The following is a 19,102-nucleotide window of genomic DNA, read 5'->3' on the forward strand; positions in this document are numbered from 1 at the left end:
TGCTTAATTCTCTTTACCAGCTTTAAACAAAAAGTCCTTCTCTGCCTTTGAAAGACTTTCATAGCCAGATTTGCTTATTTTATCTAGAATAGCATCAATCTTTTTTTGATGTGTCTTCTTATCATAGTCTACGGCTGAATTAGTATTACTACGGGTAGTACTTTTATTTTTATAAACTGTTTTCATGGGAGCCTTCTTCTCAGAACCTTTGAACAGGTTCGCTATACTATCCATAAATTTAGAAAAGCCAGACCCAATATCATTGCCTTTCAATAATTGACTAGCATATAGGTATCCTAAAAAAGCACCTCCTAAATGCGCTAAATGTCCGCCAGAGTTACTCATAGGTAATTGAATTAAATCGCTAAGTACTAACACAGCACCAACCATCCAAAGCTTTACATTGAAAAATATGATTCTAACTTCTTGATTTGGTAAATAGGTACAAATAAATATTAAAACGGCACTAGCTCCCGCTGAAGCACCAATTAATGATGCATTTGTTTTAAAAAATGCAGGAAAGATATTATATCCTAGAACAAAGAATAATCCGCCTAAAATTACTCCGAGCAAATAAACATTTAAAAAACGTTTTGCATCAAAGAGATTTAGAAATATTCTACCCACAAAATAAATCATCAACATGTTCCAAAACAAGTGCCCGGGACCACCATGAAAAAATGAATAGGTAACTATAGACCAAGGCTGAAAAGCGATATCGACAATATCATTAGGCAGCTCAAACCATTGAGCAATGGTATCTTTTTGTAAACCAAGTAAGAATGGTATTAAAGCATTTACAATGAAAACCACTACATTGACCGCAATGAGTTTCTCTGCAATGTTTAACCTACTAAATTGATATTTTAAATCTGGCTGAGCCATAGTTTAGTTCCACCTTTTATTATTAAACTGATTTTTTTTCCAATACCACATCATTAAGAAACCAAATAAGGCACCACCTACGTGTGCAAAATGCGCTATACCTTGCCCGAATAAACTGTACCCAGTAACTCCTGAAAACAAATCTAGACCAATTAAAACAGGAATAAAGAATTTTGCTTTTATGGGAACTGGCAGAAAAATAAGAAACAACTCGCTATTAGGGTAAGACATTCCAAATGCTACCAAAATACCATAAATAGCACCTGAGGCACCAACTACCGGAGTATTGAAAGCACTTAAAAAGTTATCGATTGTTGCTTTCCCTGCAATGGAATACCACTCTGTATTATACTGTCCGCTATTAATAATCTCTAGAATACTACTTTCAGAAATTCCTGAATCTATCAGAGCACTCATGCCAGCATTATAGTAATAATAGTTAACACCTATATGAATTAAAGCTGCACCTAAACCCGCTGAGATATAGAAAAATAAAAACTTATTTCTGCCCCACATACGCTCTAAAGGTGTACCGAAAGCCCATAATGCATACATATTAAAAAGTATATGCATAAAGCCACCATGCATGAACATATGTGTTATAATCTGCCACAGCTCAAAGTGTTCGTTCTTTGGGAAATACAATGAGAACCACTCGTACATTTGCTCACCATACATTTGTGTAGCAATAAAAAACAGAACGTTGATTATCAGTAAATGCTTTATAGTATCAGTAATTCTTCCCATTTATATAAATTTTCGTTCAATATCGTTCTCTGTAATCGTAATGTAAACTTTTTTGTTAAACGGACTAAGAGTAGTTTCCTTACAAGCGAATAGATCATTAACCAATTTCACTTGAGACAACTCGTCTAAAGTTTCCCCTGTTTTTACAGAAAGTGTTTTAGCTAATGTTTTCGCCAACATATCACTTTGAGAAAAACTATCGCCAGGCACTTCTTGTTGAAAATCTGAAATCAGTTGCTCCATTATCATTTGAACTTCGCTTTCCACAACTAACACAGGTACACCAGAAATCTCTACTCCGTCTTCAGTTATTTCTCCGAATACAAAACCGACAGTACATAAATTCTCTTTTATCTCTTTTAAGATATTTATTTCACTAGTAGAAAAAGATAAAGTCAATGGAAAAAGCAATTGTTGACTTACAGCTTCTTTTATAGTAATGTTCTTTAAAAAATTCTCGTACAACACGCGTTGGTGCGCCCTACTTTGATTAATTACCACCATACCAGATTTTATGGTCGTAATAATATACTTTTTACGCATTTGAAAAGTAGTAGTCGTATGATCAAAAACCTCTCTTTCATCATCAAAAATACTACTATTTACAACCTCTGACTCAAATTCTAAATGACTAGCCCCACTATCGACAGTATTCTCTAAACCTACATATAAATTCTCCCAACCATCTACCTTTGGTTTTGAATAGCTACTACCTCTAGAATTTCCTTTCGACGGTTGTGCAGTTTCAAAAGGGTTGAAAGAAGAATCTACCACTACCTGTGGTATGCCCACCTGCTTATTTATATAGGAATACGGCGTATCTAAATTTTGATTTTGCTCAAAGTCTAAGGCAGGTACCACATTAAATTGACCCAAACTATGCTTTACCGTAGATTTAAGCATTGCATACAATGTATGCTCGTCGTCAAACTTTACCTCTGTTTTCGTTGGGTGTATGTTTATATCAATAGTACATGGATCAACCTCTAAATTCAAAAAATACCCAGGATGTGTACCCGGACGAATTAATCCTTCAAAAGCACCCAATATAGCGTGATGTAAATACGGACTCTTTATAAACCTGTTATTGGCAAAGAAAAATTGCTCTCCCCTGCTTTTTTTAGCAAACTCAGGTTTTTGAATATACCCTGAGATTTTTACTACGTGAGTTTCCTCCTCAACAGGTACAAGCTTCTCATCGGTCTTTCTACCGAAAATATGCACAATACGCTTTCTGAAATCAGTAGCCGGCAATTGAAAAACATCGCTACCATTATTATAAAAATTAAATGCTACCTGCGGATGCGCTAATGATATTCTATGAAACTCATCTGCTATATGTCGATATTCGACTTGATCAGATTTTAAAAAATTACGTCTAGCAGGAATATTAAAAAATAAATTCTTTACTAACATTGAAGTACCCTTAGGGGCAACCACAACTTCTTGAGTTACTATTTTACTTCCTTCAATTTTAATCTTCGTGCCAATCTCGTCATCTTCGGTCTTGGTCAGCATTTCTACATGTGCAATTGCAGCAATAGAGGCTAATGCCTCTCCCCTAAAACCTTTAGTATTTAAATTAAAAAGGTCTTCTGCCTTTTGAATTTTAGATGTAGCGTGGCGCTCAAAGCTTAAACGAGCATCTGTACCACTCATACCCTTACCATTATCAACTACTTGAATTAGTGTTTTACCACCATCTTTTATAATAAGTTGAATTTCGGTAGCACCGGCATCAATGGCATTCTCCATTAATTCTTTTACCACAGAAGATGGGCGTTGCACCACTTCACCAGCAGCAATTTGGTTTGCTACATGGTCAGGTAATAATCTAATAATATCTGCCATTATGAAGTAAAGAAAATTGTGAGGTCAAAATCAATTATGTAAAGAAAAACAAGAAGCAATACCGCAATAATAATTACCATTCTAATTTTTAAGTTGCGATCTCCTTGTCTTTTGGTATCTTCTATAGCACTATTAATCTTTCTTTTTAATCCTCGAGATGTGTTTAATGTACTACGAAATTGGTCGAATTTAGGTTCCATTTTAAACGGATTCCCTTTTCCTTTGCCATCATAATACCTAGGATTGTATTCAAATGACCTATTTTTTCGTAACCGCGTTATTTTGCTCAACATCCCCATAACCTCAAAGTTACTTAAAATAGAAAAATAGGGCATGTTACCAATGCCAAAATTTGTTAACATCTTACGACACTAACCTAATACTCTTAAACTTATAAGAAAATAGAACTATTAAAAAGGCTATTAACTACCTAAAACTGCCATTTTAATAGCTGCAATAGCGGCTTCTGTACCTTTATTACCATGTTTACCACCACTACGATCTATGGCTTGTTGCATGTTATTATCTGTAAGTACACAAAATATAACGGGCACATTGGTAATAATATTTAAGTCTTTTATCCCCTGAGCGGTAGCATCGCAAACAAAATCGAAATGCTTCGTCTCGCCTTGTATTACACTACCAATGGCAATTACAGCATCAACTTTATGCGAATTGATCATTTTTTTTGAACCAAAAGTAAGTTCAAAACTACCAGGAACATTCCAACGAATAATGTCAGACTCTTGCGCTCCGCAGTCAATTAATGCTTCAATTGCACCAGAACACAAACCTTCTGTTATTTCTGAATTCCATTCTGAAACAACAATCCCAAACCGAAGTCCGTTCGCGTTTGGGATTGTTGCCTTATCGTAAACTGATAAATTTTTATTTACTGTAGCCATTACTCACCACTTTTAGCCATACCTATAAATGCATCTATAGAATTGGCGTTTTCTGATTTTGGAAACTCGTCTTTTATTTTCTGGAAAAAACCTAAAGCTTTATCCTTATCTCCCATTTCTAAAGCAGTAACTCCCGCTTTATATAAAAATTTAGGAGCAGTATATTCGTTACCACTATGTTTTACAGCAGCTTCATAATAACCTAAAGCATCTGAAGCCTGGTCTAATTGCATGAAAGCATCACCCAAACCACCTTTTGCCAAAGCACCTAAAACAGCATCTTCAGAGCTAAAGTCCTCTAAATATGTAATCGCTTCTTGGTAGTTGTTCATATTCAAGTATGCCATACCTGCGCTATAATTTGCAAGGTTAGCAGCTTTTGTACCATTGTATTCCTCAATAATATCTAAAAAACCATATTTACCTTCAGCACCTTCTAATGCCAAAGTAAACAATGAATCTTTTGCAGTTGTAGCGACCAATGCTTGGTCGAAATATTGTTGTGGGTAGTACATCTCATTTGCTGCGCTAGCCTCTTTCGGTTTCTCTACGAATTGGTCGTAAGCTAAATAGCCTAAAACACTTATAGCAATAACACCAATGGCACCTAAAATGATATTCTGATTCTTAGAAACCCACTCTTCTGATCTAGAAGCGCCTTCATCTAAAGAACTAAAAACCTCAGCCGTTGTGCTTTCCTGTTCGTCAAATTCTTGCTGCTCAGCTTTCGTTTCAGGTTTATATCCTCTTTTCTTATATGTAGCCATGTGTAAATTTATTGGTCGCGCAAAAATAATGGTTTTATTGAAATCGCAAAGTGTATTTATTCGTTATTTTTGGATATTTTAAGCGAGTATACATTCTTCCTAATTTAAAATCTAATTTTATTAATGCTGCTGAGACAATTATCATTGATCAATTACAAAAATTTTGAGTCAAAAGAACTGACTTTCGATGCTAAAATAAATTGTATTGTAGGTGATAACGGAATTGGAAAAACCAATATTCTCGACGCTATCTATCACCTATCATTTGGCAAGAGCTATTTTAACCCGGTCTCTTCTCAAAACATTCGTCACGGATCAGATTTTTTTGTGATCGACGGTACTTTTGAAAAAGAAGGTAGAGAAGAAAAAATTGTCTGTAGCCTTAAAAAGAGTAACAAGAAGATTATTAAACGTAACGGAAAAGCATACGACCGCTTTGCCGACCATATAGGTCTTCTACCCTTAGTCATAATTTCCCCTGCAGATAGAGACCTGATTATAGAAGGTAGCGATACCCGCAGAAAATTTATTGATGGTGTTATCTCACAATCAGACAAAAGCTATTTACAAAACCTCATCAACTATAATAAGGTGGTTTCACAGCGAAATGCGCTATTAAAGTATTTTGCAGCCAATAGAACATTTAATAAAGACACTTTAGCGGTCTATAACGAACAGATGAACACCTATGGCACAGAAATCTTTAAAAAGAGGACATCGTTCTTAGAAGCTTTTATTCCTATTTTTCAAGAACAATATAAATCTATCACAGGCAATACAGAAGATGTTTCGCTTTCTTACGATAGTAAGTTGAAAGATTATGACCTGATTACGCTTTTAAATAAAAATTTAGATAAAGACCGAGCGCTACAATATACCAGCGTTGGTGTTCATAAAGATGACCTTAGCTTTGAAATTAGCAACTACCCTATTAAGAAGTTTGGTAGCCAGGGTCAGCAAAAATCTTTCTTAATAGCTTTGAAATTCGCACAGTTTCATTTTATGAAATCGCAAAGTGGCACTACGCCAATATTAATTTTAGATGATATTTTTGATAAGTTGGATGAGCATCGTGTATCTCATATTATAACTTTGGTGAATGATGAAAATTTCGGACAGATTTTTATTAGTGACACCCACGCGGATAGAACCGAAAGTGTTGTTAAAAAAATTCATCAATCGTATAAAATCTTTAAATTGTAATGATGAAAAAATTACTGATCATTTGCTTCATATTTTTTGCTTCTTGTAGTTCTAAAGTTGATAAAAACCAATTACATCTATTAAATGGCTATTGGGAAATAAAAGAAGTTACCTTTAAAGACGGAGCAAAAAAAGAGTATTCCATAAATAGTACGGTTGACTATATAAAGTTAGACTCTTTAACAGGATTTCGAAAAAAAGTAGTCCCAAAATTCAATGGTACATTTGAAACGTCTAATGATGCAGAGCCTTTTCACATTAGAATCTCTAACGATTCTATTTTTATGAGTTACACCAATAATTCGAATACTTGGGAAGAGGTTTTGACTAAACTTACAGAAGATAGTTTCTCGGTAAAAAACAGAGAAGGACTTACCTACGAATACAACAGATTTGAACCTATAAATATAACCCCATAATGGCAAGCAGAGGCAATGACAATACTTCAATGAAAGATGCACTTTCTGCATTTATTCAAAAGAATAAATTAGAAAAAGGAATAGACAAAGTAGATGCAAGAACTGCATGGGCTAAACTTATGGGTAATGGTGTAAATAATTATACTACAGAAATTGAATTAAAGTTCGGCACCCTTTACGTGGCTTTAAGTTCTTCTGTATTGCGAGAAGAGTTAAGCTTGGGCAAATCGAAAATAATTCGCATGCTCAACGAAGAAATAGGAAAAGAAGTGATTAAAAAGCTAGTTTTGCGATAGCTTTTGGCTGTTGGCTGTTGGCTGTTGGCTGTTGGCTGTTGGCTGTTGGCTGTTGGCTGTTGGCTGTAGGAAAATATTATAAAAAAAAAGCCAGTTCTTTCGAACTGGCTTTTTTTTATCTCAAAACTATCTGACTTAGTAAATTTCTCTACCAGCAAAATGGAATGAACCTTCTATAGCTGCATTCTCATCGCTATCAGAACCATGTACTGCATTCTCACCAATACTAGTAGCAAACATTTTACGAATAGTACCTTCAGCTGCATCTGCAGGGTTGGTAGCACCGATTAATGCTCTAAAATCTTCAACTGCATTTTCTTTTTCTAAGATAGCTGCTACAATTGTACCACTTGTCATGAATTCAACTAATTCACCAAAAAATGGACGCTCGCTGTGTACACCATAAAATTCTTGTGCATCTCTTAAGCTCAATTGTGTATATTTCATTGCTGCGATTTTAAAACCAGCAGCAGTAATTTTTTCTAAAATAGCCCCAATATGTCCGTTTTTAACGGCATCTGGTTTAATCATCGTAAACGTTCTATTCGTACTCATATCTTAATTTTTGCGCAAAAATACGTTTTTATACATATCTCACAACTATTCATAGACTTGTTCTAGTTTCTCTAGCACTATTCCGTTATCTCCAACTATTTTAAAATCAACCTTTTTGGCATTAAAATCGAACTCTAAAATTCCGAAACTTTCTGTAAAAACAACATCCCCTACTCTATATTTATTAGGCTCACCGGTAAAACCTCTATAGGCATGCGTTAGTCCGCTACTGGTAAAATCTATTAGCGGATACTGCATACCGTCAATAACTGTCTTGGAAAATTCAGAAATATGTCGATCACCAGATAATACAATTACTCCCGCTGCTTTAGAATCTGCTATTACCTTCGCCAATTTATCAACCTCATGCGGAAAATTACCCCAAGCTTCAAATCCATGTTCATCAGACAGGTATTGCACACTACTCACAATAATATTAAAATCTGATTTTGATGTATTCAATTCATTTTCTAACCACGCCCATTGCACATCACCCAACACAGTACCATCTCCATATTCGTTTGGTTTAATTCTTTTAGAAGTTTCAGTATCAGGTGTTAATTGGGTTCTAAAGTATCTTGTATCAAGTATGATAATATTAATAGAATGACCTTTGATTTCATATTTCTTGGCATTATAGACTCCTTCCCGCTTACGTAACGGACTATCTTCTGGCACATTCATAAAATTTAAAAACTCTTGTTGACTGGCATCTTTAGCCTCAAACTCTACTCCACCATCATTTAATCCGTAATCATGATCATCCCAAGTACCTAATATATCAGTGCTCGCTACTAGTTTTTTATATTCCGTTTGCTCCTTCTGCTTATTATACATCGCTCTTAAGGCAACCATATCATCAGTATCAGCATAAATATTATCACCGCCCCACACCCAAACATCGGGCTTGGTGTTTAAAATATCATCCCACAAAAGGTTTGGTAAATCAATTCTATTACAAGAACCAAAAGCTAAAACGAAATCGCTATTCGTAGCTTTATTTTCAACTTGTTTTTTGTTCGACGAACATGACCCTAAAAAGAGTGCGCAAATAAAAAAGTATGTAATTTTCATATGAGATAGTTAAGTCTGGGTAAAATTAAGGCTTTCGCTTTAAAGCCTATATTATTAAATTGTATCTTTGCCGCCATGAATTTAGAGCACCTAAACGAGCTTAAAAAGTTACTTTCTTCACCAAAGAAAGTAGCGATTATACCACACAAGAATCCTGATGGAGATGCCATTGGATCAACATTAGCACTTTGGCATTATTTGGTTAATACCGGTCATACGGCTAGTATTGTTGCACCGAACGACTATCCGAAGTTTTTAAAATGGATGCCAGGATCAGATAAAATCTTGAATTTTGAAAAAGAAAATTCACAATCCAAATCATGCATTAACAATGCTGATATCATATTCACTTTAGACTTTAATCACCTTGGTCGTGTTGGTCAAATGAGCGATATACTAGAATCTGCAAAGGCAACTTTTGTAATGGTAGACCACCATCAAGAGCCCTCAGATTACGCTAAGATCATGTACTCTGATGTAAAAATGAGTTCTACTTGTGAAATGGTATATGTACTTATTAACCAATTAGGTGATGAGAACAGTATTACCCCAGAAATGGCGAATTGCATATATACCGGTATTATGACAGACACCGGTTCTTTTAAATTTGCTGCAACTACAAGTAATACACATAGAGTTATTGCCGACCTTATGGATAAAGGTGCTGAAGGAACAGAAATTCATCACCGCATATATGACACTAATTCTCCGAGCAGACTTCACTTACTAGGTTGCGCATTGAAGAATATGGTCATATTAGAAGAGTATGCTACGGCATATATTACAATGAGTCAAGATGAATTAGATACCTATAACTATCAAAAAGGAGACACCGAAGGTTTTGTAAACTACGGCTTAACTTTAGATGGTATTAAGTTTGCCGTCATATTTATAGAAAATAGAGAAGAAGGTATTTATAAAATATCTTTTAGATCAGTCGGCGAGTTTTCGGTAAATGATTTCGCAAGAAAACATTTTAGTGGCGGCGGACATACAAATGCTGCAGGCGGAAAAAGTGATGATAATTTAGAGGAAACCATTGCAAAATTTACTTCGTTGCTGCCTTTATATAAGAATCAACTACAGGCATGAGATTAGTTTCATTTTTATTTTTAGCCATTTTGGTCATTAGTTGTGATGGACCTGAACCAAGAAAACCGATTCAAACAAAAAGCGGGAGTTTCTTTAAGGCATCTATTGAAAGAAGTCGTAAGCTACTTGAAGCTGAAGAAAGTAAAATTCAAGAAATTATAAAACTAGATTCTTTAAAACACTACTCGCACAGTAATTCTGGTTCTTGGTATCATTACCTAACAGTTAACGAAGAAAGTGACTACACACCTAAAACAGGAGATTTGGTAGCATTCAGCTATGACATATTAACTTTAGACAATGACACTATCTATTCAAAAGAAGAAATTGGCGTTTTCACCTATAAAGTTGATAAGCAAGAGCTATTCTTAGGTCTTAGAGATGCCGTTAAGATGTTAAAAGAAAATGAGCGCGCTACATTTCTTTTTCCATCATCTATTGCCTTTGGTTACCATGGCGATGAAAATAAAATAGGAAGCAATGTGCCTATAAAATCTACTATAACAATTTTACAAATAGAAAAACAACAAGACAACACAGTAAATTAAAATGACCATTATGATTAAAAAAATGTACTTGCTTGCAGTTATAGCCTTAGTTTTAGCTAGCTGCAAAACCGGCAAAAGAGCCGATTTAGGAGACGGTTTGTTTGCCGATATTAAAACATCTAAAGGCGATATTATTGTTCGTTTAGAGCAAGATAAGACTCCCGTTACAGTTGCCAACTTTATTTCTTTAGCAGAAGGAACAAATACTTTTGTTAGTGAAGAGTATAAGGGTAAAAAATATTATGACGGACTAACATTTCACAGAATCATGAAAGATTTTATGATTCAAGGTGGAGATCCATTAGGACAAGGAACCGGAAACCCTGGCTATAAGTTCATGGATGAATTCAATGATTCATTAGTTCATGATAAAAAAGGTATTCTTTCAATGGCAAACTCTGGTCCTACAACTAACGGTAGTCAGTTTTTCATCACGCATAAAGAGACACCTTGGTTAAATAACAAGCATACTGTTTTCGGTGAAGTTATTGAAGGCATGGATGTTGTTGATTCTATTGCAAATGTTGCAGTAGGCGCTGGTAATAAGCCAGTAGAACCAGTTTTAATGAATACCGTAGAAATCATTAGAAACGGTAAAGAAGCACGTAAGTTCGATGCCGTTAAAATAATGACCGATTATTTTGATGGTGAAGAAGATAGACTTGCTGCTATTGAAAAAGAGAAAGCTGATAAGTTAGCTGAAGTACAAAAAATAAAAGCTGAATTTGCTTCTTCTACCGAAGCTCAAAAAGCAAAAGCTCAGACTTTACCTTCTGGTCTTAAGGTTTTAACTTTAGAAAATGGTTCTGGTGACAAACCAAAAGTTGGTCAGAAAGTAAACGTAATGTACGCTGGTTATTTAATGGATGGTACTTTGTTCGATAGTAACTACGAAGAAGTTGCTCAGAAATATGGTATGTTCGATATTAAGAGACAACAAGGTGGTGGTTACATGCCAGTACCAATGGACTACTCTCCAGAATCTCGTTTAATCGCAGGATTTAGAGAAGGACTTTTAACAATGAAAGTTGGTGATAAAGTTCGTTTGTTCATTCCGTCTCACTTAGGATATGGTCCACAAGGTGGCGGTCCAATTCCACCAGATGCAGATTTAATTTTTGATTTAGAAATTACAGGTATTTCTGAATAACAATCTCAAACAAAAAAAGCCCTTTAGTTTTCACTAAAGGGCTTTTTTTTATAACTGTAATTCTAATTTGTATTCTTCAAAATCTCTAACAGCAAACTCCAGAATTTCTGAACAGACGAAATACTAACTCTTTCATCTGGTGAATGAGCTCCAAGAATAGTAGGTCCGAAACTTACCATATCTACATCCGGATAATTTTGACCTAAAATTCCACATTCCAAACCTGCATGACAAGCAACAACCCTAGGTTGCTCTTTAAACAAATTAATATAGGTGTTTTTAGCAACAGTCAATATTTCAGAATTCGGGTTCGGATTCCAACCAGGGTAAGAACCACTAAGTTCGACATCAAAACCACTGATCTCAAAAGCAGAACGTAACGAATTCGCCAAATCTAACTTTGCCGTATCTACTGACGAACGCGTTAAACAACCAATCTTTATTTCTCCTTTTTTAACCTTAACAATAGCAATGTTATTCGAAGTTTCTACCAAATCATCAATAGCACCGCTCATAGCATAGACTCCGTTATGTGCAGCATAAACAGCCTTAACCAATTTTTCTTGAGCACCAAGTCCCATTACTTTTTTAGCGGGCTTGACATCTTCTATTTCAATTTGTAAATTAGGCTCTTGAACACTCAACTCTGCCTTAATAGCTTCAGAAAGCTTATTAACTTTCTTCAAAAACTTATCAGCGTGTTTTCTACCAACATTCAATTTACAAACACTCTCTCTTGGTATCGCGTTTCTTAGACTACCACCATTCAAAGAACTAATACGAACATTATAATCAAGTCCTAAATAAAGTAATCGGTTCATAATTTTATTGGCATTACCCAAGCCTTTATGAATATCCATACCACTATGTCCGCCTTTTAAACCTTTTACGGTAATCGCTACACCGGCATCACCATGCGTACCATCTTTTTCGTTATAGGTTCTAGTTGCCGTAACATCAATACCACCTGCGCAACCAATATCAATCTCATCGTCTTCCTCCGTATCTAAATTCAATAGAATTTGACCCTGTAGAACACCCGCTTTCAACTCAAAAGCACCTGTCATACCCGTTTCTTCATCAATGGTAAATAAGGCTTCAAGAGCAGGATGAGAAATATCTGTACTTTCTAAAAGCGCCATAATTGCAGCTACACCCATACCATTATCGGCACCTAATGTAGTACCATTTGCTTTTACCCAATCTTCATCAACATACATTTCTATACCTTGCGTATCAAAATCAAATACGGTATCTGCATTTTTTTGGTGCACCATATCTAAATGACTTTGCAGCGTTATCATTTTCTTAGCCTCCATACCATTGGTCGCAGGCTTTCTAATGATAACATTACCTATAGCATCAGAAAAAGTTTCTAAGCCAAGGGCATTGCCAAATTCTAACATAAAGCTAATAACCCTTTCCTCTTTTTTAGATGGTCTAGGTACCGCGTTCAATTTTGAAAAATTCTTCCAAACAGCCGTTGGCTCTAATTTATTAATATCCATACATTTTTTTTCACGGTTAGTGCTTACAAAAATACTGATAGAAAAAGGATTTCGCTATTTTTGAGATAATGAAGATATCTTTTAAGAATGCCATTGCAATTTCATTGATTCCCCAAATCATTATTGTAAAGTGGCTAGGTACACGTACCGATATAGTTGAGGAATATTACAGTAACGGATTATACCCTGTTATTTCAAAATTCTTTAGACTCCTATTTGGATGGGTACCCTTCTCTGTTGGTGATATTATCTATTTCATTCTTATACTGCTCGCCCTTATTTATGTAATTAAAAACCGAAAATATATTTGGCGCCATAAACTTCAGTTTTTACAGAATGTAGCAATGGTGCTCTCAGTAGCTTATTTTACATTTCATGTCATGTGGGGCATGAATTACTATAGAGAACCGCTGTCAAAAAAGTTAGCGTTAGTACCCAATAAAGACTACCAAGATTTATTAGAATTCACAGAACGGTTAATTCTCAAAACCAACGTATCACAATTTACAATTACAAAAGACTCGACATTAGCTGTTAAGATTCCGTATTCTCAGAAAGAAATTTTGGATAAAACCATACTGGGTTATAATCATTTAGCAACAATTCATCCGTTTTTGGCTTACGATAGACCAAGTTTAAAAAAATCATTATTCAGCACCGGATTAACATATATGGGCTACGCCGGATATTTAAATCCGTTTACCAACGAAGCTCAAGTTAATGACCTACTGCCCAACTTTAGATTCCCATTTGTTGCCGGTCACGAAGTAGGTCATCAATTAGGATACTCCGCCGAAAACGAAACAAACTTTATCGGTTACCTAGTAACATCTAATAATGAAGATGCATATTTTAAATATGCTGCCTATGCCTATGCTTTAGGTTATTGCTTAAATGATATAAGACGCACCGACATCAAAGAATTTGATAGATTGATGTTATTACTTAACCCTGGTGTAAAAAGTAACTTTCAAGAAATGTCGATTTTTTGGAATTCTTACGAAAACCCGATGGAACCTGTCTTTAAAACTATTTTCGATACTTTTCTCAAAGCCAATAACCAAACCGAGGGTATTAAAAGTTATAGTGCAGTAGTGTTATTTTTAGTTGCTTACCATAAAGATCATCCTCTTTAAAATAGGTTTAGAACTTCGAAATCTAAAGGCATTTTAACCACCCTTCTTACAATATTTTAAGAAAATACTAACTATTCGTAATTACGATACACTCAACTGTTAAACAAAAGTGAAAGAGACCGTATTTACTGCAGAATCCGAGTATTTTTAAAACACTAATTCAAACCAAACGTAATGAAAAAACTATTCTTTGCGCTATGCCTACTCGGGTATGGCTCATTATTAACTGCACAAGATTATTTCCCAGAAAACGCTGGGGTAAAGGTCAACAATAACAAATACACGGCTTTTACAAATGCAAAAATCTTCGTAACCCCTACTCAAGTAATTGAAAAGGGAACATTATTAATTCAACACGGCAAGGTTGTCAGTGCGTCAAGCTCTGTTAGCATTCCGAAAAATGCTGTTGTAATAGATGTAGAAGGCAAATCTATTTATCCGTCTTTTATTGATGTGTATTCTAAATTCGGAGTAGAACAAGCAAAGAAAAAACCGGGCGGAGGTAGATCTACGCAATATGAACCTTCTAGAGAAGGGTACTATTGGAACGATCATATAATGCCAGAAAACAAGGCAATTGAAAAATTTACTTATAATGACAAAGAAGCCAAAGTGCTACGTGAAGCTGGTTTCGGTGTCGTTAACTCTCACATTCAAGATGGTATTGCCAGAGGTACTGGTGTTCTTATTGCTTTAAACGGAAACGGAACCAATGCAAATAGAATTTTAGATGACCGCTCTGCTCAATATTTTTCTTTAACTAGAAGTATTGCAAAAGGGCAATCTTACCCAGGTTCATTAATGGGAACATTGGCGCTGTTAAGACAAATGTATAGCGATGCCGACTGGTATGCTAAAGGATACGCCTCTACTACAGACCTTTCTTTAGAGGCTCTCAACGAAAACAAAAGCTTAGTACAGATTTTTGAAGCTGAAGATAAATCTCATGATTTACGTGCCGATAAAATTGGAGATGCAAATGGTATTCAATACACCATATTAGGCGGTGGTAATGAGTTTGAACGTATTGAAGAAATAAAGGCTACCAATGCCAAATACATTCTACCGCTAAACTTTCCAGATGCGTATGATGTTTCTAATCCGTATGCTGTTGGTTATGTTTCTTTACAAGATATGCGTTATTGGAATCAGGCTCCTTCTAATCCGAAGGTATTGGCAGAGAACGGAATTCAGTTTTCACTAACTACCCATGATTTAAAATCAGCCGCAAATTTCAAAAAGAAGCTAATGAAAGCTATTGAATACGGACTTTCATCTACTAAAGCATTAGAAGCACTTACTACGGTACCTGCTCTGATCTTAGGAAAATCAAATGAAATTGGTTCTTTAAAAACTGGGGCTCTTGCCAACTTCTTAATTACTTCTGGTGATGTCTTTGATAAGTCTACTACGCTTTACGAAAACTGGGTTCAAGGCACAAAAAGTGTTGTAAATGCTATGGACTCGAAAGACATTCGTGGAGATTACAATTTAACCGTACAAGGCAAATCGTACGATGTTTCTATAACAGGCGAAATCTCTAAGCCTAAAATTGAGATCAAACAAGATACTACCAAATTAACTTCAAAAATTGCTTACAATGATAATTGGGTAACAATGTCATTTGCTACAGATAAAGGTGAAAAAACCTATAGAATGATTGGTGCGGTTACTAAAACATCAGATAATTTATCGGGTCGTTTGGTTTTACCAGATGGTACTGAATCTCAATTCACGGCAACCAAATCTAAATCTTTCACAGAAAAAGAAGCAGAGAAAAGCAAAACTGCAGAAGCGATTAAAGTAATGCCAGTGACTTTCCCTAATGTAGGATACGGATTCGCATCTAAGCCAAAAGCACAAAACACATTGTTCAAAAATGCTACAGTTTGGACAAGTGAAAATGCAGGTGTTTTAAAAAATACCGATGTTCTTGTTAAAAACGGAAAGATTGTAAAAATAGGAAAAGACTTAAACGCTGGTGGTGCAACAGTTATTGATGCTACAGGTAAACATTTAACTGCTGGTATTATTGATGAACATAGTCACATTGCAGCTTTAGCCGTAAACGAAGCTGGTCAAAATAGCTCTGCAGAGGTAAAAATGGAAGATGTCGTTGACCCAGAACACATGGGTATCTACCACTCACTTGCTGGTGGTGTTACATCTTTACAATTATTACACGGATCTGCAAACCCAATTGGTGGTCGATCGGCTATATTGAAATTAAAATGGGGAGAAGAAGCAGACGAGCTAATATATGACAACTCACCAAAGTTTATCAAATTTGCCCTTGGTGAAAATGTAAAACAAAGTAACTGGGGAAGCGTCTCTCGTTTTCCGCAAACGCGTATGGGTGTTGAACAGATGTACATGAACTACTTCCAAAGAGCTAAGGAATATGACACCAAAAAGAAAAATGGTGAATCATATAGATATGATGAAGAAATGGAAGTATTGGCAGAAATCATAAACGGTGAGCGTTTTATTTCGTGCCACTCTTATGTTCAAAGCGAGATCAATATGATGATGAAAGTAGCCGAGCATTTCGGATTCAGAATTAATACATTCACTCACATTTTAGAAGGTTATAAAGTAGCCGATAAAATGGCAGAACACGGGGCTGGCGCTGCTACATTCAGTGACTGGTGGGCATACAAGTTTGAAGTAAACGATGCCATACCTTATAATGCAGCTATCATGCAAAAGCAAGGTGTTGTAACGGCTATTAATAGTGATGACCGCGAAATGATTAGAAGATTAAATCAAGAAGCTGCTAAAACTATCAAGTATGGTGGCATGACTGAATTGGAAGCTTGGAAAATGGTTACAATAAACCCTGCTAAGCTTTTACATTTAGAAAATCGTGTTGGTAGTATTAAAGAAGGTAAAGATGCCGATTTAGTTTTATGGTCAGGTAGTCCGCTTTCAATATACTCCAAAGCAGAAAAAACAATGATTGAAGGTGTTACTTATTTCGATTTGGAAACCGACAAGAAGAACCGTGAAACCATTAAGAAGGAAAGAAACGAGTTGGTTACGATGATGCTTAAAGAAAAAAGTGGCGGTAAAAAGACACAAGGTCCGAAACAAAGTGTAAAAAGAGATTTCACTTGCGAAAGCCTTTAATTCAATAAGCTAGTTCAAAAATATAAAACAATACAAATGAAAAAATTTATAACCTTAATCATAGCCTTAGGTCTGGTCATACCAGCTATGGCACAACAAACACCCGGTTCTAAACAAACCGAAGCCATTACCATTGAAGGTGCTACTGCACACTTGGGTAACGGCGAAGTAATTGAAAGTTCTTTGATTATGTTCGAAGACGGAAAAATTACTTTCGTGGGCGATTCTAAGATGAAAATTGCCAGAAAGGGAAAAGTTATCGATGCTACAGGCAAACATGTCTACCCAGGTTTCATAGCCCCTGCTAAAACATTAGGTTTAGTTGAAATCGATGCAGTAAGAGCATCTAAAGATGAAGACGAGATAGGAGATTTTATTCCGCATGTTAGAAGTTTAATCGCTTACAATGCAGAATCTAAAGTAGTAGAAAGTATGCGCCCTAACGGAGTTTTGATTGGACAAATTGCACCTTCAGGCGGTCGTATTTCAGGTACATCAAGTATTGTACAATTTGATGCTTGGAACTGGGAAGATGCAGCTATTAAAGTAGATGACGGAATTCATTTAAACTGGCCAACTACTTTTAAGCAAGGTCGCTGGTGGGCAGGTGAAGACCCAGGCTATCACCCAAATAAAGAGTATGCTAAGCAAATGGAAGAAGTAGTTACCTTTTTCAAAAATGCTGAAGCTTATGGCAAATCTACTCCGAAAGAAGTAAATCCTGCTTACGCGGCAATGAAAGGGGTATTTGATGGTAGTCAAAAACTATATGTGCATGCAGATGATGAAAAACAGATTATTGATGCTATCAACACTTTAAAGTCTAATGGCGCCAAAGAAGTGGTATTAATTGGTGGTTATCATGCCTATAAAATTCCTGAGTTTTTAAAGAGCAATAACATTCCGGTTTTAGTACAGTACACTCATAACCTACCTGTATTTGATGATGATGATTATGACTTACCTTATAAACTACCGAAATTATTGGTAGACGCAGGTTTGTTGGTCGGAATTCAAAATTCAGATGCGGTAAACTTTCAAACTAGAAATTTACCATTCTACGCGGGTCAAGCTGCACAACAAGGGTTGGATAAAGAAGTAGCCGTTCAATTACTAACAGGCAATACTGCTAAAATCCTAGGCATTGATGATCTTTACGGAACATTGGAAAATGGAAAAAGCGCAACGTTATTTATTTCTGAGGGTGATGCGCTAGAAATGGCTGGCAATCAATTAACACATGTTTTCATTGATGGCAGAACAGTTTCTCTAGAAACACACCAAACCGAACTTTGGAAACGCTACATGGGCAAGTACGAAGGAAAATAGTAAACGTTATAAGTTGATATAATAAAAGAGGCTATCTACCATTGTAGACAGCCTCTTTTTATTTATAATAAAGTAGCTATTATTTTTTAGCAAGTGTATATCCTAAATATCCCATAGGCATATAAGCTACGATAATATCTAAGGCAGTAAACCACATTGGTCCGCCAAGCATTGCAATATTCGCGGTACCACCGATTAAGAAAAATAGACCTACTAGCAGTGCCATCGTCATTTTTCTGGTTGCTGCAATTTTTGTCGCTATAACGGCACCCACCAAAGTACCTAAAGCATGAGCCAGAAAAGGAAAAATGAAATGCTTAGGTTCAAAAAAGTGTATAGAAGCCTTTAGCCCTTCCATGGTTGTTATATCTGCACCTTCTGGTGGCGGAATAATAGAACCACTGATCATTATAATTCCCATATTAACAATGCTACCAACAACAATTCCGGCTAGGACCGCCAAAATATTCTTTACAACAGGATTCATATATAAAAATTTAATTGGTTA

19 protein-coding genes are annotated in these 19,102 nt (G+C 35.7%); 9 read left to right on the top strand and 10 right to left on the bottom strand.

All coding sequences use genetic code 11. The features are described 5' to 3' along the window. Positions 1-3 precede the first annotated feature (3 nt). The 6 genes from QSV08_RS08835 to QSV08_RS08860 are packed head-to-tail and all read right to left on the bottom strand — an operon-like array spanning position 4 to position 5,155. A complete protein-coding gene (locus QSV08_RS08835) occupies positions 4-885 on the bottom strand; it encodes a rhomboid family intramembrane serine protease (RefSeq protein WP_324028028.1) in 882 nt (293 codons plus the stop codon). Positions 886-888: 3 nt separating this feature from the next. Further along, positions 889-1,632, bottom strand: a complete 744-nt coding sequence (locus QSV08_RS08840) for a rhomboid family intramembrane serine protease (protein WP_324028029.1) — start codon at positions 1,630-1,632, stop codon at positions 889-891. Beyond that, on the bottom strand, positions 1,633-3,483 hold the full coding sequence (gene mutL, locus QSV08_RS08845) for a DNA mismatch repair endonuclease MutL (protein WP_324028030.1): 1,851 nt from the start codon (positions 3,481-3,483) through the stop codon (positions 1,633-1,635). It abuts the gene before it with no gap. Continuing rightward, complete coding sequence (locus QSV08_RS08850; RefSeq protein WP_324028031.1) at positions 3,483-3,845, bottom strand: riboflavin synthase subunit beta; 363 nt, start codon at positions 3,843-3,845, stop codon at positions 3,483-3,485. Before QSV08_RS08850 ends, mutL begins: the two co-directional genes overlap by 1 nt. 60 nt (positions 3,846-3,905) lie before the next feature. Next, a complete protein-coding gene (gene ribH / locus QSV08_RS08855) occupies positions 3,906-4,388 on the bottom strand; it encodes a 6,7-dimethyl-8-ribityllumazine synthase (protein ID WP_324028032.1) in 483 nt (160 codons plus the stop codon). Continuing rightward, the gene (locus tag QSV08_RS08860; RefSeq protein ID WP_324028033.1) at positions 4,388-5,155 is read right to left on the bottom strand and encodes a tetratricopeptide repeat protein; all 768 of its coding nucleotides are present in this window, start codon (positions 5,153-5,155) and stop codon (positions 4,388-4,390) included. The genes ribH and QSV08_RS08860 overlap by 1 nt, the downstream gene beginning before the upstream one ends. Before the next feature lie 123 nt (positions 5,156-5,278). Here QSV08_RS08860 and recF point away from each other — a divergent pair, with 123 nt between their 5' ends. Genes recF through QSV08_RS08875 form a run of 3 tightly spaced genes read left to right on the top strand, consistent with a single transcriptional unit; the run spans position 5,279 to position 7,073 of the window. After that, a complete protein-coding gene (recF, locus tag QSV08_RS08865; RefSeq protein WP_324028034.1) occupies positions 5,279-6,358 on the top strand; it encodes a DNA replication/repair protein RecF in 1,080 nt (359 codons plus the stop codon). Continuing rightward, the gene (locus QSV08_RS08870; protein WP_324028035.1) at positions 6,358-6,777 is read left to right on the top strand and encodes a lipocalin family protein; all 420 of its coding nucleotides are present in this window, start codon (positions 6,358-6,360) and stop codon (positions 6,775-6,777) included. Before recF ends, QSV08_RS08870 begins: the two co-directional genes overlap by 1 nt. Next, positions 6,777-7,073, top strand: coding sequence for a DUF721 domain-containing protein (locus QSV08_RS08875; protein ID WP_282050929.1), 297 nt, complete (start codon positions 6,777-6,779; stop codon positions 7,071-7,073). Before QSV08_RS08870 ends, QSV08_RS08875 begins: the two co-directional genes overlap by 1 nt. 135 nt (positions 7,074-7,208) lie before the next feature. On the opposite strand, the gene QSV08_RS08880 is transcribed toward QSV08_RS08875, so the two are convergent. Further along, the gene (locus QSV08_RS08880) at positions 7,209-7,628 is read right to left on the bottom strand and encodes a nucleoside-diphosphate kinase (RefSeq protein ID WP_324028036.1); all 420 of its coding nucleotides are present in this window, start codon (positions 7,626-7,628) and stop codon (positions 7,209-7,211) included. Between the two features lie 45 nt (positions 7,629-7,673). Next, entirely contained in the window at positions 7,674-8,702 is a 1,029-nt protein-coding gene (locus QSV08_RS08885; protein WP_324028037.1) for an alkaline phosphatase D family protein, read from the bottom strand. 75 nt (positions 8,703-8,777) lie between these two features. Here QSV08_RS08885 and QSV08_RS08890 point away from each other — a divergent pair, with 75 nt between their 5' ends. The 3 genes from QSV08_RS08890 to QSV08_RS08900 are packed head-to-tail and all read left to right on the top strand — an operon-like array spanning position 8,778 to position 11,492. Further along, positions 8,778-9,794, top strand: a complete 1,017-nt coding sequence (locus QSV08_RS08890; protein WP_324028038.1) for a DHH family phosphoesterase — start codon at positions 8,778-8,780, stop codon at positions 9,792-9,794. Beyond that, the gene (gene gldI, locus QSV08_RS08895) at positions 9,791-10,342 is read left to right on the top strand and encodes a gliding motility-associated peptidyl-prolyl isomerase GldI (RefSeq protein WP_324028039.1); all 552 of its coding nucleotides are present in this window, start codon (positions 9,791-9,793) and stop codon (positions 10,340-10,342) included. Before QSV08_RS08890 ends, gldI begins: the two co-directional genes overlap by 4 nt. 13 nt (positions 10,343-10,355) lie before the next feature. Further along, positions 10,356-11,492: a peptidylprolyl isomerase gene (locus QSV08_RS08900; RefSeq protein ID WP_416382056.1), complete on the top strand. Its 1,137-nt coding sequence runs from the start codon at positions 10,356-10,358 to the stop codon at positions 11,490-11,492. Between the two features lie 62 nt (positions 11,493-11,554). On the opposite strand, the gene QSV08_RS08905 is transcribed toward QSV08_RS08900, so the two are convergent. Continuing rightward, positions 11,555-13,000 (bottom strand): aminoacyl-histidine dipeptidase, encoded by a 1,446-nt coding sequence (locus QSV08_RS08905; protein ID WP_324028041.1) that lies wholly within the window; start codon positions 12,998-13,000, stop codon positions 11,555-11,557. A 68-nt stretch (positions 13,001-13,068) separates the two neighbouring features. On the opposite strand from QSV08_RS08905, the gene QSV08_RS08910 reads away from it, so the two are divergent. The 3 genes from QSV08_RS08910 (at position 13,069) to QSV08_RS08920 (ending at position 18,594) form a co-directional block, all read left to right on the top strand. After that, entirely contained in the window at positions 13,069-14,136 is a 1,068-nt protein-coding gene (locus QSV08_RS08910) for a DUF3810 domain-containing protein (RefSeq protein ID WP_324028042.1), read from the top strand. Between the two features lie 174 nt (positions 14,137-14,310). Further along, positions 14,311-17,265, top strand: coding sequence for an amidohydrolase family protein (locus QSV08_RS08915; protein WP_324028043.1), 2,955 nt, complete (start codon positions 14,311-14,313; stop codon positions 17,263-17,265). Positions 17,266-17,301: 36 nt separating this feature from the next. Continuing rightward, positions 17,302-18,594, top strand: coding sequence for an amidohydrolase family protein (locus tag QSV08_RS08920; protein WP_324028044.1), 1,293 nt, complete (start codon positions 17,302-17,304; stop codon positions 18,592-18,594). 79 nt (positions 18,595-18,673) lie between these two features. Here the strand turns inward: QSV08_RS08920 and QSV08_RS08925 are convergent, their stop codons facing one another. Beyond that, entirely contained in the window at positions 18,674-19,081 is a 408-nt protein-coding gene (locus tag QSV08_RS08925; RefSeq protein ID WP_324028045.1) for a hypothetical protein, read from the bottom strand. Positions 19,082-19,102: the final 21 nt, after the last annotated feature.

Source organism: Maribacter sp. BPC-D8 (assembly GCF_035207705.1).
Lineage (GTDB): Bacteria > Bacteroidota > Bacteroidia > Flavobacteriales > Flavobacteriaceae > Maribacter.

Excerpts from the sequence above, each read along its gene's own strand:
- QSV08_RS08835 (WP_324028028.1), bottom strand. The coding sequence starts at position 885 with ATGGCTCAGCCAGATTTAAAATATCAATTTAGTAGGTTAAACATTGCA.
- QSV08_RS08840 (WP_324028029.1), bottom strand. The coding sequence starts at position 1,632 with ATGGGAAGAATTACTGATACTATAAAGCATTTACTGATAATCAACGTT.
- mutL (WP_324028030.1), bottom strand. The coding sequence starts at position 3,483 with ATGGCAGATATTATTAGATTATTACCTGACCATGTAGCAAACCAAATT.
- QSV08_RS08850 (WP_324028031.1), bottom strand. The coding sequence starts at position 3,845 with ATGTTAACAAATTTTGGCATTGGTAACATGCCCTATTTTTCTATTTTA.
- ribH (WP_324028032.1), bottom strand. The coding sequence starts at position 4,388 with ATGGCTACAGTAAATAAAAATTTATCAGTTTACGATAAGGCAACAATC.
- QSV08_RS08860 (WP_324028033.1), bottom strand. The coding sequence starts at position 5,155 with ATGGCTACATATAAGAAAAGAGGATATAAACCTGAAACGAAAGCTGAG.
- recF (WP_324028034.1), top strand. The coding sequence starts at position 5,279 with ATGCTGCTGAGACAATTATCATTGATCAATTACAAAAATTTTGAGTCA.
- QSV08_RS08870 (WP_324028035.1), top strand. The coding sequence starts at position 6,358 with ATGATGAAAAAATTACTGATCATTTGCTTCATATTTTTTGCTTCTTGT.
- QSV08_RS08875 (WP_282050929.1), top strand. The coding sequence starts at position 6,777 with ATGGCAAGCAGAGGCAATGACAATACTTCAATGAAAGATGCACTTTCT.
- QSV08_RS08880 (WP_324028036.1), bottom strand. The coding sequence starts at position 7,628 with ATGAGTACGAATAGAACGTTTACGATGATTAAACCAGATGCCGTTAAA.
- QSV08_RS08885 (WP_324028037.1), bottom strand. The coding sequence starts at position 8,702 with ATGAAAATTACATACTTTTTTATTTGCGCACTCTTTTTAGGGTCATGT.
- QSV08_RS08890 (WP_324028038.1), top strand. The coding sequence starts at position 8,778 with ATGAATTTAGAGCACCTAAACGAGCTTAAAAAGTTACTTTCTTCACCA.
- gldI (WP_324028039.1), top strand. The coding sequence starts at position 9,791 with ATGAGATTAGTTTCATTTTTATTTTTAGCCATTTTGGTCATTAGTTGT.
- QSV08_RS08905 (WP_324028041.1), bottom strand. The coding sequence starts at position 13,000 with ATGGATATTAATAAATTAGAGCCAACGGCTGTTTGGAAGAATTTTTCA.
- QSV08_RS08910 (WP_324028042.1), top strand. The coding sequence starts at position 13,069 with ATGAAGATATCTTTTAAGAATGCCATTGCAATTTCATTGATTCCCCAA.
- QSV08_RS08915 (WP_324028043.1), top strand. The coding sequence starts at position 14,311 with ATGAAAAAACTATTCTTTGCGCTATGCCTACTCGGGTATGGCTCATTA.
- QSV08_RS08920 (WP_324028044.1), top strand. The coding sequence starts at position 17,302 with ATGAAAAAATTTATAACCTTAATCATAGCCTTAGGTCTGGTCATACCA.
- QSV08_RS08925 (WP_324028045.1), bottom strand. The coding sequence starts at position 19,081 with ATGAATCCTGTTGTAAAGAATATTTTGGCGGTCCTAGCCGGAATTGTT.